This is a genomic window from Companilactobacillus hulinensis (genome assembly GCF_003946555.1).
GTDB classification, from domain to species: Bacteria; Bacillota; Bacilli; order Lactobacillales; family Lactobacillaceae; genus Companilactobacillus; species Companilactobacillus hulinensis.
Genome location: NZ_RHOO01000002.1, coordinates 36,469 through 53,510 on the forward strand (window position 1 = coordinate 36,469; position 17,042 = coordinate 53,510).

13 protein-coding genes are annotated in these 17,042 nt (G+C 35.8%); 11 read left to right on the forward strand and 2 right to left on the reverse strand.

Translation table 11 applies throughout. The annotated features are described in order from the left end of the window. Positions 1-132: 132 nt before the first annotated feature. The 6 genes from EKM66_RS01340 (at position 133) to argS (ending at position 6,620) form a co-directional block, all read left to right on the forward strand. Positions 133-606, forward strand: a complete 474-nt coding sequence (locus EKM66_RS01340) for a hypothetical protein (RefSeq protein WP_125760915.1) — start codon at positions 133-135, stop codon at positions 604-606. Positions 607-849: 243 nt separating this feature from the next. Beyond that, on the forward strand, positions 850-1,050 hold the full coding sequence (locus EKM66_RS01345) for a cold-shock protein (RefSeq protein WP_025024889.1): 201 nt from the start codon (positions 850-852) through the stop codon (positions 1,048-1,050). A 372-nt stretch (positions 1,051-1,422) separates the two neighbouring features. Beyond that, positions 1,423-2,658, forward strand: coding sequence for an arginine deiminase (gene arcA, locus EKM66_RS01350; RefSeq protein WP_125760917.1), 1,236 nt, complete (start codon positions 1,423-1,425; stop codon positions 2,656-2,658). A 13-nt stretch (positions 2,659-2,671) separates the two neighbouring features. Further along, positions 2,672-3,709, forward strand: coding sequence for an ornithine carbamoyltransferase (gene argF, locus EKM66_RS01355; protein WP_125760919.1), 1,038 nt, complete (start codon positions 2,672-2,674; stop codon positions 3,707-3,709). A 20-nt stretch (positions 3,710-3,729) separates the two neighbouring features. Beyond that, positions 3,730-4,671 (forward strand): carbamate kinase, encoded by a 942-nt coding sequence (gene arcC / locus EKM66_RS01360; RefSeq protein ID WP_125760921.1) that lies wholly within the window; start codon positions 3,730-3,732, stop codon positions 4,669-4,671. A gap of 254 nt (positions 4,672-4,925) precedes the next feature. After that, positions 4,926-6,620 (forward strand): arginine--tRNA ligase, encoded by a 1,695-nt coding sequence (argS, locus tag EKM66_RS01365; protein ID WP_125760923.1) that lies wholly within the window; start codon positions 4,926-4,928, stop codon positions 6,618-6,620. Positions 6,621-7,787: 1,167 nt separating this feature from the next. Here the strand turns inward: argS and EKM66_RS01370 are convergent. Beyond that, entirely contained in the window at positions 7,788-8,678 is an 891-nt protein-coding gene (locus EKM66_RS01370; protein ID WP_125760925.1) for an RluA family pseudouridine synthase, read from the reverse strand. 87 nt (positions 8,679-8,765) lie between these two features. Between EKM66_RS01370 and EKM66_RS01375 the strand changes: the two genes are divergently transcribed. The 5 genes from EKM66_RS01375 (at position 8,766) to EKM66_RS01395 (ending at position 15,840) form a co-directional block, all read left to right on the forward strand. Further along, a complete protein-coding gene (locus tag EKM66_RS01375) occupies positions 8,766-10,847 on the forward strand; it encodes a PBP1A family penicillin-binding protein (protein ID WP_125760927.1) in 2,082 nt (693 codons plus the stop codon). Between the two features lie 9 nt (positions 10,848-10,856). Continuing rightward, positions 10,857-11,198, forward strand: a complete 342-nt coding sequence (locus EKM66_RS01380; RefSeq protein ID WP_125760929.1) for a YlbF family regulator — start codon at positions 10,857-10,859, stop codon at positions 11,196-11,198. A 69-nt stretch (positions 11,199-11,267) separates the two neighbouring features. After that, positions 11,268-12,431 carry a metallophosphoesterase family protein gene (locus EKM66_RS01385; protein ID WP_125760931.1) on the forward strand — a complete coding sequence of 388 codons (1,164 nt, stop codon included), beginning with the start codon at positions 11,268-11,270 and terminating at the stop codon, positions 12,429-12,431. A gap of 2 nt (positions 12,432-12,433) precedes the next feature. Beyond that, a complete protein-coding gene (locus EKM66_RS01390; protein ID WP_164505006.1) occupies positions 12,434-14,902 on the forward strand; it encodes an ATP-binding protein in 2,469 nt (822 codons plus the stop codon). Then, positions 14,902-15,840 carry a 3'-5' exoribonuclease YhaM family protein gene (locus tag EKM66_RS01395; RefSeq protein ID WP_125760936.1) on the forward strand — a complete coding sequence of 313 codons (939 nt, stop codon included), beginning with the start codon at positions 14,902-14,904 and terminating at the stop codon, positions 15,838-15,840. Before EKM66_RS01390 ends, EKM66_RS01395 begins: the two co-directional genes overlap by 1 nt. A 201-nt stretch (positions 15,841-16,041) precedes the next feature. Here the strand turns inward: EKM66_RS01395 and EKM66_RS01400 are convergent, their stop codons facing one another. Next, positions 16,042-16,929 (reverse strand): peptidylprolyl isomerase PrsA, encoded by an 888-nt coding sequence (locus EKM66_RS01400; protein WP_164505017.1) that lies wholly within the window; start codon positions 16,927-16,929, stop codon positions 16,042-16,044. Positions 16,930-17,042: the final 113 nt, after the last annotated feature.

The window sequence follows — 17,042 nt, forward strand, 5'->3', positions numbered from 1 at the left end:
TACAAAATGATAAATTTTTTGTAAATTTGGCTTAGAAAATTGCGATATAAATTGATTTTTCATCGTCGTTACAATAGAATCAAGATTGTTGGTATGAAAGTATCAAGAAAAGTTTTTCGAGGAGATTGAAATATGAAAAAAGCATTAGTCGCATTCTTAGCATTTGTTTCTATGTTGAGTATTGCTGTTGTTGCAACTGGTTGCTCAAACTCTAAAAAGAGTACAGCACCGCAATATTCAGCAAAGAAAATTACTAAGAAAGAAATTAAGGGTCATGACTACGTTGGTGTAAGTAAGGATAACAAAGATGAATACCTTACATTCTTCACTGGCAAGGCTGACAAAACTGTTCAATTTGTTCGTGTAAGCAAAGATGGTTCAAAGAAGGTTATTACAAACTTCCAAAAAGCTAAGCTTGTTATGAACAAGAAGAACGCAAAGAAATTCAAGATCGATGGTTTCAGAATTATCGCTGAACCTGATTTCGAGTGGAATTTCGTTAAGGTTGGTAAAACAACAATCAAATCTCCTGATGGCAAAAAGTGGAAGTTGTACCAAGGAAGCCACAAGAAGGCCATTAAAGAAGTTCAAAAGAACGGTAAATAATAATTGAAATGTGTTTTACTATAGAAAGAATCGAAAGCAGAGATTATTATCTCTGTATTTCGATTCTTTTTTATTATTCTGTCTTTTTTTGAAATAACCTTGCTAATATCCAAAAAATGTCGTATATTATACATATTGTGTTGGTAGTTGAGTGTAAGTATAAAAGTTCGTTATGAATGATATTCTTGAACTTTGCTTTTAAATACAAAATTAAATGCGCAGAGCGCGGAGGTTTCATTCATAATGGAAAACGGAACAGTTAAATGGTTTAATGCAGATAAAGGATTTGGTTTTATTACTCGCGAAGATGGTAGTGATGTATTCGTACATTTCTCAGCTATCCAAGGCGACGGTTTCAAGACTTTGGACGAAGGCCAACACGTTACTTTCGATGTAGAAGATAGCGATCGTGGACCACAAGCTACAAACGTTACAAAGAACTAATCAAATCTTTGTGAAGAGCAACCCCACAGTGGTTGCTCTTTTTTTTTATGCTTTAAATTTGATTTGCACTCATTAACCAGATAAAATTGTAAAAAATAAGTAGTTAATGAGAGGACGATGTCTAATGTTTAAGTTTCAAACAAAGTTAGGTTCATTAATTGGCTCAATTGGTGGCGACGTTCTAGGTGGAATTTTTGTACTACGCGATAAAATCATGCATAAGTGAAATTAATGAGATCTTTCAACGGTAGTTGAAAGGTCTTTTTTTAGTTCAGGAATATTTTTTAAAATAGATATGAAAACGCTTGCAAACGTATTTACACTAATATATTGTGAAGGCAGGGTTTAAATACATTTAAGAGGAGTGATTATATGACGAAACCAATTCATGTTACATCGGAAATTGGCAAATTAGACGTTGTAATGTTGAAGCGTCCATCAGAAGAAGTCGAGAATATTACACCGGATACGATGCCACGTTTATTATTCGATGATATCCCATATTTGCCAATAGCCCAAAAAGAGCATGATAATTTTGCGCAGATATTGCGTGATAATGGTGCCGAAGTGCTTTATCTAGATGATTTAGCAATAGAAGCTATTGATGCGGGTAATGTTAAGTCGGCGTTTCTTGAAAAGATGCTATCAGAATCCGGTTACGCCAAAGGGTCTGATCACGATGCTTTGAAAGAATATCTATTGAGTCTTGATACACCGACAATGGTCAAAAAACTTATGGTTGGTGTTCGTAAGAGCGAGCTTAATTTCAAACCTACAGATTTGGTTAGTGCTGCCGAAGATGTTGATTATCCATTTTACTTAGATCCAATGCCGAATCTTTATTTTACAAGAGATCCTGCTGCAGCAATTGGTGAAGGGTTGAGTATCAATCATATGACGTATCCAGCCAGACAGCGTGAATCGATGTTTATGGAGACGATCATTGCTCATCATCCTAGGTTTGCCAATAAAGGTATACATGTGTGGAGAGATAGAGATCACACGCACCGGATTGAAGGTGGAGATGAACTTGTTCTAAATGATCATGTGCTCGCAATAGGAGTGTCTCAGAGAACTTCGGCAACGGCTATTCAGGATATTGCACGCAATCTGTTTGAAGAGGCTAGTGGATACGACACGGTTCTTGCTATAGCAATCCCACATAATCACGCCATGATGCATTTGGATACAGTATTTACAATGATCAATTACGATCAATTCACTGTACATCCAGGGATTCTGGGTAAAGGTGGAAAGATTGATACTTGGACTATTCACCCCGGGAAGGATGAAGAACTGATAATAAATCATGGACATGATTTGAAGGAAGCTTTGAAGAAGGTTCTTAAACTGGATGATTTGGATTTGATTGCAACAGGTGATGGGGATCCAGTCATTGCACCTAGAGAGCAATGGAATGATGGCTCTAACACATTAGCGATTGCACCTGGAGTTGTTGTAACTTATGATAGGAACTACGTATCGAATGAAATATTGAGACAGCATGGTATAAAAGTTATTGAAACGGTATCGAGTGAATTATCTCGTGGGCGCGGTGGTCCACGTTGTATGAGTATGCCATTAGTTCGTGAAGATTTGCATCAATAAGGAGGAATTTAATTTGGACTATCAAGGTAAAGAAACATCAGTATTTCAAGGCAGAAGCCTTCTAGCTGAAAAATATTTTACACCAGCAGAATTAGAATATTTAGTTGATTTTGGACTACATTTAAAGGCTTTAAAAAAGAAGGGCATTCCTCACCATTATCTTGAAGGCAAGAATATCGCCTTATTGTTTGAAAAAACTTCTACACGTACTCGTTCAGCATTCACGACTGCGGCAATTGATTTAGGTGCTCATCCTGAATTCTTAGGAGCAAATGATATTCAATTAGGCAAAAAAGAAAGTGTTGAAGATACCGCCAGAGTTTTAGGTAGTATGTTTGATGGAATTGAATTCAGAGGATTCAGTCAACAAGTTGTTGAAGATCTAGCAAAATTTTCAGGAGTCCCAGTTTGGAATGGTCTAACAGATGAATGGCATCCAACTCAAATGATTGCTGACTTTATGACTATCAAAGAAACTTTTGGTACGTTGAAGGGCAAGACTTTGACATTTGTTGGTGACGGTCGTAATAACATGGCCAATAGTTTGTTGGTTACTGGAGCAATGTTAGGAGTAAATATTCATATCGTTGCACCAAAAGAATTATTTACTGATGAATCTGTTGTCAAAACGGCTCAAGAATATGCTGATAAGTCAGGAGCAAAATTATTGATCACTGATGATATCGACAAAGGTGTTAAAGGTTCAAATGTTATCTACACAGATGTATGGGTATCCATGGGCGAAGAAGATCAGTGGGATGAAAGAATTAAACTTCTTAAGCCATATAAGGTAACTATGGATATGATGAATAAGACTGGTATGCCTGATGGACAAGTTATTTTCATGCACTGTTTGCCTGCCTTCCACGATGTTACAACGCAATATGGCCAAAATATTTATAAGAAGTATGGATTGACTGAAATGGAAGTTTCAGATGAGGTATTTAGAAGCAAATATGCTCGTCAATTTGAAGAGGCTGAAAACAGAATGCATTCGATCAAGGCAATTATGGCGGCTACATTAGGTAATTTGTTCATTCCTAAAGTCTAAGTTTTGAGGAGAGGATTGAAATGACAAAAGAACGTATTGTAGTGGCGTTAGGCGGTAATGCTATTCTGAGTACTAACGCTAGTGCCAAAGCTCAACAAGAGGCCGTTTTAAAGACGTGTAAGTCATTAGTTGAGTTCGTTAAAAATGGTGACGAACTTATTATTACTCATGGAAATGGTCCACAAGTTGGTAATTTATTGTTGCAACAGGCTGCTACTAACAGTAGGACTAATCCAGCAATGCCACTAGATACTTGCGGTGCTATGACTGAGGGCAGTATAGGTTATTGGCTTCAGAATGCGATGAATCAAGTCATGAAGGATAATGGTATCAATAAACAATCTATTACTGTCATTACTCAGACTGTCGTAGACGGAAATGATCCGGCCTTTGAAGATCCATCGAAACCAATTGGACCATTTTATACTGAGGAAGAGTTAGATAGTGTCAAAAGCGACCATCCTGATTGGAAATTAATTGAAGATGCTGGACGTGGATACAGACGTGTGGTGCCATCACCTAAGCCAGTTGAAATAACTGAATATCCGGCTATTAAAGCTGTTGTAGATGCAGGAGTAATTCCAATTGTAGCAGGCGGTGGAGGTATTCCCGTGGTTAGGGATGGCAACAAGCTTGTAGGTAAAGAAGCGGTGATCGATAAGGACTTCAGCGCATCCAAAATTGCTCAATTAGTTGATGCGGACAAGCTGATAATTCTGACATCAAAAGGTGGAGTATTTTATAACTTTGGGCAACCTGATCAAAGAGAAATATTTGACGTTTCAATTGATGAAATTCAAAGACATTTGAATAGAGATGAGTTTGCCAAGGGAAGTATGCGTCCAAAGGTCCAAGCAGCAGTCGGATTTGTAAAGGCTACCGGGAATCCTGCTGTGATAGGTGCTTTGGACGATGTTAAAGAAATTATAATTGGGAATAAAGGAACAGTTATTCACAAATAAGTATTGTTATTGCCAATTTTATGTGCTAACATAACTTGTGCAAAAGAAGGATTAATTAGTCGGTAGATTCTAAGCGAGATCAGGTTTTGGTGAGAGCTGATCGAATCAATGATTAAGTCGCACCCTTTTTACAATTGAATAAATTTAATAATGAGTGGATATTAATCAATTAGAGTGGTACCGCGGGAAATCTCGTCTCTTTCAATGAAGAAGTTTATTGGAAGAGGCGTTTTTTTCATCCAGAGGAGGAAAATATGGATTCAAAGAAGTTAATAGTAAATACATTGCTTAAGGTTTTACCAGATGAAATTACTGAAGAGCAAGTTGAAAAATTGATTGAAAAACCTAAGACATCAGATTTAGGTGATTATGCTTTCCCAACATTTATTTTGGCTAAGTCATTACACAAAGCACCTAATATGATTGCTGAAGACTTAGTTGGTCAAATCGATCCTGCTGGATTTGAAAAAGTTGTCAATACAGGGGCATATATCAATTTCTTCTTAGATAAAGGAGAATTCGCCAATTCAGTATTACATGATGTATTGAAACAGAATGAAGATTATGGTAATCAAAACGAAGGTAATGGTGGCAATGTTCCTATCGATATGTCATCACCTAATATTGCTAAACCAATGTCAATGGGTCACTTACGTTCAACAGTTATTGGTAACTCAATCGCTAAGATCGAAAAGAAATTGGGTTATCAACCAATCAAAATCAATCACTTAGGTGATTGGGGAACACAATTTGGTAAGTTGATCGTTGGTTATAAGATGTGGGGTTCAGAAGAAGAAGTTGAGGCTGATCCTATTAACAACTTATTGAAGTACTACGTACGTTTCCATAAGGAAGCCGAAGAAAAGCCAGAACTTGACGACGAAGCACGTGCTTGGTTCAAGAAGATGGAAGATGGTGATGAAGAGGCTCTTAAACTATGGACATGGTTCAAGGAACTTTCATTGAAGGAATTTAACCGTATCTATAGTCGTTTAGGTGTTGAATTTGACCACTTCACTGGTGAGTCATTCTATAACGATAAGATGGATGAAATCGTTGATATTCTTGAACAAAAGAACTTGTTAGTTGAGAGTCGCGGTGCTGAAATTGTTGATCTTTCAGAATATGATTTATCACCAGCCTTGATCAAGAAGACTGATGGAGCAACACTTTATATTACACGTGACTTGGCTGCTGCTAAGTACCGTAAAGATACATTTGACTTTGTTAAGTCACTTTATGTTGTTGGTTCAGAACAAAGTGAACATTTCAAGAAACTTAAGATTGTCTTGAAGAAGATGGGTTATGATTGGTCAGATGATATTCACCATATCGAATTTGGATTGATCACAACTGGTGGTAAGAAGCTTTCAACTCGTAAGGGTAATGTTATCTTGCTAGAAAATGTCCTTCAAGATGCTGTTGAATTGGCTAAAAAGCAAATCAACGAAAAGAATCCAAACTTGAAGAACAAAGACGACGTTGCTGAAGCTGTCGGTGTTGGAGCTGTTGTCTTCCACGACTTGAAGAATGAAAGACGTGATAGTTTTGACTTCAATCTTGAAGAAGTTGTTCGTTTTGAAGGTGAAACTGGTCCTTATGTTCAATATACAAATGCGCGTGCATTGAGTATCTTGAGAAAAGCTGGAAATATTGAATTTGATGCTAATGATGCGCTAAATCTTGATGACCCAGAAGCATGGGATACAATTAAATTATTACAATCATTCCCATCAGTTATCGCTCGTGCAGGACGTATTTACGAGCCATCAGTAATTGCTAAGTACTCATTGAAACTTGCTAAGAGCTTCAACCAATATTATGCACACAGTAAGATTCTTGCTGAAGATGAAGGATTGAAAGCTAGATTAGCTGTTGTTAAGTCAGTTTCAATCGTCTTACAAGAATCACTTGCATTACTAGGTGTTAAAGCACCAGAAGAAATGTAATTTTAAAATTAATTATGATTTACTGGCAATAGTCAAAAATGGATGTACGGTTTGACCATTTTTCCATTATTAATCGGAATATTCTATAGTTTGCAAATTAATCTGCTCAACGTTAGTAATCGGGATTACTTGTGTTGATTTAGAGCTATCGTAAATTGGAAATCTGAAGCCACTTAATTAACAATATATGAAGTTACAGTGGTGGCTATTGCCATTCCTAATCTGATGAAAATTAGATATAAAAATGGCCGTCATACATTGGCATTCAGTGCAAATATTACCAATGTATTAAGTTTGTTTAAAAGCTAGTTGGGCTTAACCTTCCTGTTAATTCCTATTTTAGCTTTGTTACAAGTAGTACCTTACATTACGCTGTTAGCGATACTACTGTATCCCTCAATTGAGGGTGAGTTTTATATGCTGAAGGATTTAAGTTAAAACGCAAACTGTCCTTTGGTTGTCCAAGCTGTGACACGACTGATTCTTACAAATATATTCTTAATTGCTGTCGGGGCTTTTATCAATATAGTGAGATAGTCATTGTAAGTTACTGCTTAATAAGAAAGATTGTCCTAAAGAATCACTCCTAAAACTTCTTTCTGAACACATAAAAAAAGAAGCTAGCTAATTTGTCGGGAATTAGCTGGCTTCTTTTTTGTTTTTCAGAAAAATAATTTAGATTGAAATTAAGTATTATCTTTTCCGCATCCGGTTACGAAGTATTTCATCTGCCGTGGGGACCGGTTTCAGCCAAGAAGCGGTCTGAAACCTCGACTTTAAGCTTTGCTGTGCAAATCTTAAAGATCGTCCGTGTCGTAAAACGACACATTCACGGCTGATAAAATATTCGTAACCTCCTGCTAACACAGCTATTCGCAAATAACTATATATCTACTGAATAGTCGGAAATAAAATAATGGTTATAGATTAGTCGGAGTTTGGAAATGATAAGCCAGCAGTGATAGTGGTGTTGGCCGGCATTTCGCCGGACTTACAGCACAGGACATTTTTTGAAATCCGTAGGAGTTCAAAAATGAGATTTCAGACCGTTTTTTGGCTGAAATTGTTCCCACAACAGGCTTGTCACTTCCAAACGGAGGCGGCAAAAGTATTCAATCCACAGAAATGATAGATAAAGAATCACTCCTAAAACTTCTTTAGTGTCACTCAATTAAAATTGTTTTTTATAAAGCTGATCATAAAGTCGGGTAGATCGGCTTCAACCGTCTGAATGTCCTCAGAAAACGGTTTTACAAAATCAAGCTTATGAGCGAACAATAATAGATTACCATGTTTTCCATTAGGATTGTAGAGGTTATCGTTAACTATTGGCCAATTATTGGCAGATAAATGAACTCGGAGTTGATGAGTTCTACCAGTTAGTAGGTTTAGTTTCAGTAAAGCAAAATTATTATTTTGTTTTATAACCTTATATTTTGTAATGGCACTTTGACCATCATCCCTAACCATACGCTTCCGTTTGTCAGTTGGATCTAATCCAATTGGTAACGTAATGGTACCAGATTCTTCAATCGGGTGATTCAAATTGACGATTGCGAGATATTCTCTATGCAGAGTTTTTGAACTCAATTGCCGATCAAATATGGGTACAAGGTACGGTGTTTTAGAAATCAAGACTAATCCGCTGGTATTCATATCGATTCGATGAACCATGAAGGGATGGTCCTCTGGTGCAAGATAGGTTTCTGCATCATTCATCAGTGAGTCATTTTCAGTTGGTAAATTAGGATGGGTTTTTATTCCAGCTTTTTTATTGACCACAATAACATCTGCATCTTCGTAACATACGTCAATTGGGTGATTTCCAGGGAGATATTGTTGACTATTTGAGCGTGGAGAAAAGTCAAAGTTCAGTGTAATGGCATCGCCATTTTTGACAATGGTATTGAAGGGATGGTACTGATCATTGATCAAAACATCTTCTTGAACACGAAAAAAATGCTGCCATTTTTTTGGAATTAACCATTTTTGAAGTAATTCACGAATATTAATCTTGTCGTTATTATCGTTGTAATACTTGATTTTACGCGTATACATTGCTTGATTTCTCCCTAAGATTTTTATTGTATTTTAAAAACACCATCATAATGTGATAAAATTTGTTTTTATAGCAGAGGTATAACAATGAATAATAATAATGGTTTTTGGGGTTGGTTAAAACCAAAATTACAAATTGCTTGGGCTTTTGTAAGAAAATATTGGAAGAGATTCCAATTGACTCGTTGGTTGATTCTACTATTCCTAACATTAGTATTAGTTTTGAGTACGATTTGGACTTACGATGCCAAGACAGCTAATGTTGAAGATTTGAAATCATCATTACAAACTAAAACAACAGTTTATGACAAAGATAATGATGATGCTGGAGAACTATATGCCAGCAAAGGAACATATGTTGGTTTAGATAAAATTTCTAAGAATATTCAAAATGCGGTTATTTCTACTGAAGATAGAACATTTTGGACTAATCCAGGTTTTAGTATCAAAGGTTACGCAAGGGCACTTCTTGGTATATTGATTTATCACCGAATTACCGGTGGTGGTAGTACTTTGACACAACAATTGGCAAAGAATGCATTGTTAACTCAGAAACAGACGCTTTCTCGTAAGGGTGAGGAGTTGTTCCTGTCTATTGAGATCAATCGCGTTTATTCTAAGAAGAATATTTTAGCGATGTATCTTAATAATGCATACTTTGGTAATGGAGTTTGGGGTGTACAGGATGCATCCGAAAAATACTTCGGTAAGAGTGCCAGTGAATTAAATGCTGGTGAAGCTGCAGTTCTAGCGGGTACATTGAAGGGTTCAACAATGTACAATCCAATAGATAATATGAATAATGCTAAGTCTCGTCGAAATCTTGTGCTTGATTTGATGGTCGATAATAATAAGCTTACTTCATCTGAGGCAGCTTATTTCAAAGATCAGCCAATTACTTTGAATGATAATTATAATAATAATAATTCATACAAGTATCCTTATTTCTTCGATGCTGTAATTGCTGAAGCCGTTGATAAGTACGGTATCAGTGAAGATGATATTTTGAATAAAGGTTACAAGATCTATACGACTTTGGACCAAAGTATTCAAAAGTCGATGGAGAATTCATTTGATGCTAGTTATCTATTCCCACCCAATGCATCAGATGGAACTGAGGTACAAGGTGCATCAGTTGCTGTGAATCCAGTAAATGGTGGAGTACTGGGTGTTGTGGGAGGCCGTGGTGAACATACCTTTAGAGGTTGGAATCGTGCTACTCAGATGAAACGTCAGCCTGGCTCTACCATTAAGCCATTAGCAGTTTATACTCCAGCAATCGAGAATGGTTACAGTTATGACTCAGAATTGCCGGATCAAATTACTAGTTTTGGTAAGAACAAATATACACCAACAAATGCTGATGGATTGTATCAAGATGAAATTCCAATGTACAAAGCTCTGGCTCAGAGTGAAAACGTACCGGCTGTTTCATTATTGGACAAAATTGGAGTTAAAAAAGGTGTATCTTCTGTCGAAAACTTTGGCATTAAGGTCCATAAGAATGATCGAAATCTTGCACTTGCATTGGGAGGCCTGGAAACAGGTGTGTCACCATTGCAAATGGCGAGAGCCTATACAGCTTTTGCGAATGAAGGTAAGTTATCCGAAACACACTTTATTCGTAAGATTGTTGATTCTACGGGTACGGTGATCGTAGACAATACAAGTACTTCAAATAAGCAAATAATCAGTAAAGATACTGCCAAAGAAATGACAAGTATGATGCTGGGAGTTTACAACGAGGGTACTGGTAAGACTGCCAAACCAAATGGTTATAAGATTGCTGGTAAAACCGGTAGTACAGAAGTACCAAGTTCTTATGGATATGCTGGTACTAAGGACCAGTGGATGATTGGTTATACTCCTGATATTGTTGTTGCAAGCTGGATCGGGTTCGATAAGACTGATCAGAATCACTTCTTGTATGGTGTCAGCGAGAATGGAGTTGCTTCGTTATTCAAGTCTGAAATGACAAATGTCTTGCCATTAACGAACCAGACTAGTTTCGGTGTCAAGGATGCTGCAACTATTGCCACTGAAGATAGCGAAAGTGATAATAACAATGATAGCAACGATATTGTGAAATCTTTCCAAGATGGAGTAAATAACGTTAAAGACAAGGCTTCAGAATGGTATAATGATATTAAGAATTTTTTTGGTCAGTAGGAGGACTGTATGAATATTTATGATAGCGCCAATTCACTAGAACAAGATTTGAGAAAGACTCAAGAAGTTGCTGATCTCAAGCTTGCATTTGAAGCTGTTAAAGCTAACGACTTGGCTTTTAAACTTTTTGATAAAGTTCAAAACAAGCAATTTGAATTACAACAAAAACAAATGCAAGGTCAAGAAATTACTGATGACGATATCGAAGCAATGCGTCAATTAACAGATCAACTTCAAAACTATAGCGAAATCAAAAACTTGATGGATAAAGAACAAAAGATGAATTCTATGATGGAAGAATTGAACAAAATCATTTCTAAACCAATCGCAGAAATCTATCAAGATAAATAAATAATATAGATATATAAAGAAGCTGAGACGAGTAATTGTCCCAGCTTCTTTGCTGTAAAGGAGATTGTTATGAAATTCATACATGCCGCTGACCTACATCTTGATACACCATTTATTAGTATCAGCAATTTTTCTCAGGAGCTTCAACAGAAACTAAAAAGTTCGACTTATACCGCTGCTGACAAAATATTTCAGACAGCAATATCTGAACAAGTTGATTTTGTTATTCTAGCTGGTGATACATTTGACAATACCGAACGTACTTTGGGCGCACAGATGTATTTGAAGAATAAGTTTGATGAACTAAACAAGTACGGTATCAAAGTATTTATGGTTTATGGGAATCACGATTATTACCGAGACGGTTTTTCAGTGATAGATTTCCCCAATAATGTGACAATTTTTAGTGACGAAGTATCTACATCAGAGTTAGTTACTAATGATGGTCAGAATGTTGGGATTACTGGATTCAGTTATTATCAGAATCATGTTACTGAAGATATGGTACAGAATTATCCCGATAGAAAGTCATATGATTATCAAATTGGAATTTTACATGCGGGAATCGGTGATGGTAATTATGCGCCATTTTCAGTTAGTGAATTGTTAACTAAAGGTTATGATTATTGGGCATTAGGACATATTCATAAGCGAGAAGTTCTTCACGAGAATCCATGGATAATTTATCCGGGTGATACACAGGGTCGTAATCAGAATGAACTTGAGCAAAAGGGATTTTATTTAGTTACAGTTGAAAATGGTATTACTAAGCCGAAGTTTATTTCGAGTTCTATTTATGTCTGGAAGAATGCTGAGATTGACGTGGTAGAAAACGATACTATAAATGATTTAAATGAAAAAATTAAAAATTTACTTAATGAGTCTAATAGTTTGGTAACATTAAACATTGTTAATGCTCAAAGGTTGAACAAAGATATTATTAAAGCAATTGAACGTAATGAGATCCTAATGCATTTTGCGGGTAGTAATACTGCGGGGGTACTGTACAAAATATATTTGAAGTTCAATAACAATCGTAGTTTATCAATGATTGATGAGAAATATTGGAAAGATAGTGAACCAAACGTCTTTGACTTAGATAATATCAAGGATATGGATAGTAAATTATTTAGTGAAGAAATAATTCGAGAACATATAAATGATCCAGGATTTCTGAATCATATTAAGGAATTAACAAAAAATAGTATTAATAAAAAATACATTGGAGATTAATCGTGAAATTAACTAAAGTTAAAATTTACGGTTTCGGAAAATGGGTCGATAAAGAATTTGATTTTAATTCAGACTATCAAGTTATTTTTGGTCCGAACGAGGCTGGTAAAACTACTCTATTGACCTTTATAAAAAGTATTCTGTTCGGATTTGCTACTGCCCGTGGGGATGATAAATACCAACAGTACAAGCCTAAGCAGGCGAATAGTTACGGTGGTGAACTACAATTTAGAGATGATGATGGCACTGTTTGGACCGTAAAGCGTGTAGATGGTAAATCGGGTGGAGACCTGATGCTGTATAGAGGAGATCAACAGGTTCCGGAGAATCTGCTTGCAGATAAGATAACCAGAGGGTTCACCAAGGAAGATTTTGAAGATACCCATGTGATTGATGATAATAATATTTTGTCTATTTATAAGTTAGATGAAGAACAGTTAGAAACTGAAATTCTAGCTGTAGGAGCTGTTGGAAGCAAAGAATGGCTACTGACCGCCGATCAGCTTGAATCGTCAGCTGATGAGACTTATAAGCCGCGTGGACGCAAACAACCATTGTCGGAAGCAATCGATCGACGTAAAACGTTAATATCTAAAAAATCAGAGTTTGCAAATCAGCAAACTGCCTACCAACAGATCAATGGTCAAGTAAGCCAGACTGAAGAAATGTTTGATAATAATAATCAAGAGTTCCAAATTGCTCAGAAGCAAAAAAGTGACTTGCAAAGACTTTATCAAAAATGGCCCAAGTATAGTGAGTATCTTCAACAGATACAGCATGATAATAAATTGGACAATCCTATTTCAGATGAAGACTGGGAGCAGGCTCTGAAAACAAATCAAGAATTGACAATTCTTCAACAAAACAAAAGTTCTGTTGAGATGAGTCACCTCAGCGACACTGAAGAACGGATATTGAAGAATTATCAAATAAACAAAAATGATCTGGATTACTTGAGCGCTAAGAAGAATAGTATCAGAGATCTACAATATCAAAAGCATAACTCGAACGAACAATTGAAGAGCAACGATTTACAGATTGATAATTTGATCTCTTCTAATCCTCAGTACGATGAAAAAATGAGGATGCTGACAGAAGACGAGATGAGTAAGTTAAACCGTCAATTTGATGCTGATCCTGTTAAAACACCATTGAATATACCGTTAGCAGTTGTGTCAGTAATTGGCATATTACTGGCATTATTTACATCAGGCTTCTTAAGAATTATTGGGGCAATTGTTGCCATTGCTGGATTAGGATTCATTTATTATCAGCAAAGCAATGGATCAAAAGTTCGAGTTCCTACCGATATCGATGAGCGTTTTCCATTTTTGGTGGATAAGGGATATCAAGGGATGTCTATTGAACAGGTCAAATCATTGCAGCCAGTGATTCTTCAGATATATAGTCTTCGGAATAAGCAAAATGCAATTGAGAATACATTGGCGAATGTCAAAATTGAATTGAACAAGTGGAAGAATTATCTTAATAATTATGACTTGTTGATTTCTGGGGATGATGATTATGCTCAGGCAATTGATGATTACTTTAGTAAACTGCAGAATATTCAAACAAGATCTGAAATGATTGAGAAGAGTAATTCGGAATTAAAGCAATCTCAAAAATCTAACTTCGATAAAATTACTGAGCTTGTTGGTCAGCTAAAATATATTCTTGCCAAATATTCAGTTTCAGATTTTGATGGATTTACCAGACATCACACGAAACAGATCGATAACAAGAAAATTATTGATGCCATCGATAGGAATAAGGCAGTTCTTGGTGATGATATTGCAAAATTACAGGAATATTCAAATTTGAACTCGTTAAAAGATCAATTGGTGAATGCTGAACAGAAATTGAATGAGTTATCTATTCAGAATAACAAACTTAATAGACAAGTTGGTTCTCTAAAGAATCAGCGTAAGCAAATGTTTGATAATCAAGAGTATCAGAATCTTATCGATGAATTAGCTCAGAATAAGTCGGATATAATAGAATTGTATGACGAATGGCTTGCTGATAAACTATCAAGTAAGTGGATTCATCAGATGCTTAATGCGGCCAGTGAGAATCGCTATCCAAAAATGCTAGATCGTGCTAGTAAGTACTTTAGTTTACTAACTAATAATAATTATATTGATATAGAGTTTAGCAGCCTGGCTAATAAGCGTAATTTAAAGGTCACTCGTCAAGATAAAACCAAATTTGATGTCCATGAACTGTCAAAAGCAACTACGGTTCAACTTTATATCTCTTTAAGAATGGCATTTGTATCTGAAATATCTGATTTAGTAGATCTGCCAATTTTAATTGATGATGCATTTGTCGATTTTGATAAAATAAGAACTGGTAATATGTTCGAACTTGTTAAGGAAGTATCAAAAGTAAATCAGATCATTTATGTCACAGCCAATATGACAGTTGATTTACCAAAGAATCACGTGATTAACGTAGAGAGAGGTAGCTAATGGCAAAAAAAATTATTGATTACAAAAATGGCGAAACAATGAGTTTGGAAGCAGTTATTAAAAAGTCTGATTTTCGTTTAGCCAAAAATGGTAAAAACTTTTTATCACTGGTTTTTGAAGACAAGTCTGGTCAAATTCCTGGTAAATATTGGGATGCTAATGAAGAAAACGCCAAAACATTTAAAATTGGAACTGTCGTTCAATTAGATGGTAAAAGAGATATTTATCAAGGTAAACCACAGATAATCATTAACCATTTGGGTGTACTTGATTCTGAAACAGTTGACATGTCGCAGTTTGTTCAGACAGCACCAATCAAACGTGCAGATATGGAAAGTGACTTCGATGATATTTTTCTTGAGATAACTAATGGTGCCTGGAACAGAATTGTCAGATATTTATTTAAAAAATATCACGACCAATTCTTTACTAGTGCTGCTGCCAAAAGTAACCATCATGATTTTCAAGGTGGACTTGCATATCATACTTTGAGTATGGTCAGACAGGCTCAACATATTGCCGACCAATATCCTCAAATTGACCGTGCATTATTGATTGCAGGAGCATGTTTGCATGATCTAGGTAAGACAATTGAATTGTCTGGTAATCTGGATATTGAATATACTTTTGAAGGTAACATGTTGGGACACATAACTATTGTTGATGAGGAAATAGTTAAAGCTGCCCAAGAAATGGACATTAGTCTCGAATCGGAAGACATGATATTGTTGAGACACATGGTATTGTCACATCACGGCTTGCTTGAGTACGGTTCACCTGAACGTCCTAAGTTATTGGAAGCTGAAGTATTACATAATATTGATGTTATGGATGCTGATATTAATATGATTACTAAGGCGCTCGATAAAACAGAAAAAGGTAGTTTTTCAGAACGTATCTTTGGATTAGATAATCGTTCGTTTTATAAGCATTCATAAGTGGGGGGTTCCTCCGGCTATGTTGTTATCGTGTTTTATATGGATTAAATTTTAAAAGTAAGAAGTTACTCAGCCGTAGGGTACAAGATATTTCATCAACCACGGAATCGGTCCACACGGTAGATAAAATATCTTGTACCCGTAAACTCCAAACAAAAAAAGAGCTCGATTTTAAAAATCGAGCTCTTTTAATTTGTCTAATTATTTAGAAGAATTTGATGATGAAACATATCCTGAAAGAACATCTTTCAAATCGCTATCCTTGATAGATACATTAGCTTTCTTCAATACCTTAGAAATAACTTTTTGCATTACAGTTGAATCTTGCATCCAGCTAGCATAAATCTTAGATTTAAGCTCTGCTGTGTGATCGCTCATCTTACCCTTGGCAGGTTTCTTGTCAAGTTTGATGATGCTGTAACCATAACTAGTCTTAACAGGTTCTGTTGTGTAGTCGCCAACTTTGTCAAGTTTGTATGCGGCTGTCTTAAAGTCTGAGTCAACGCTTGTACTATCGTTGTCAAAGGCATCCATCTTACCACCATTGTTCTTTGTGGCTGAATCTGTTGAATACTTCTTAGCAAGTTTGCTGAAATCTTCACCGTTTTGAAGTTTACCGATAACTTCTGTAGCAGTGTCTTTCTTGGCAACTAAGATTTGTGAAACAGTAATCTTAGGTTGATATGATTTCCATTCTTTCTTAAGTTGAGCATTTGTAACTGTCTTATTCTTCTTCAAAGCTACCTTTGTAAGAAGGTTAGTACGAATGTTCTTCTTGAATTGAGCAGTAGTCATACCGTTTTGTGAAAGAATAGAACTGAATGAAGAACCATATTGGCTCTTGTATTTGTTGTATTCTTTGTCTACTTGCTTAGTTGAAACATCTTTACCATATTGACTTTCGAGAGCTTTGGTAATGATCATTGTTTGAAGTGTTTGCTTACCAGATGAAGAACTCTTCATTTCTTTGTAGTATTCTTCTTGGGTAATTCTTCCACCCTTTAATGTAGCAACTGTTTTGTTACCAGAACAACCAGCAACAACTGTTACCATCAATAGGCCAGCCAAAGCTAGAACCCATTTTGTCAAACGTTTGTTCATCCTTTACACATCCTTATTTAATATGTCTTCAATTGAAAAGACTACCATAAAATTACTGAAATAGTTAATCTATTGATGAAAAAATCACAAAAAATTCATAA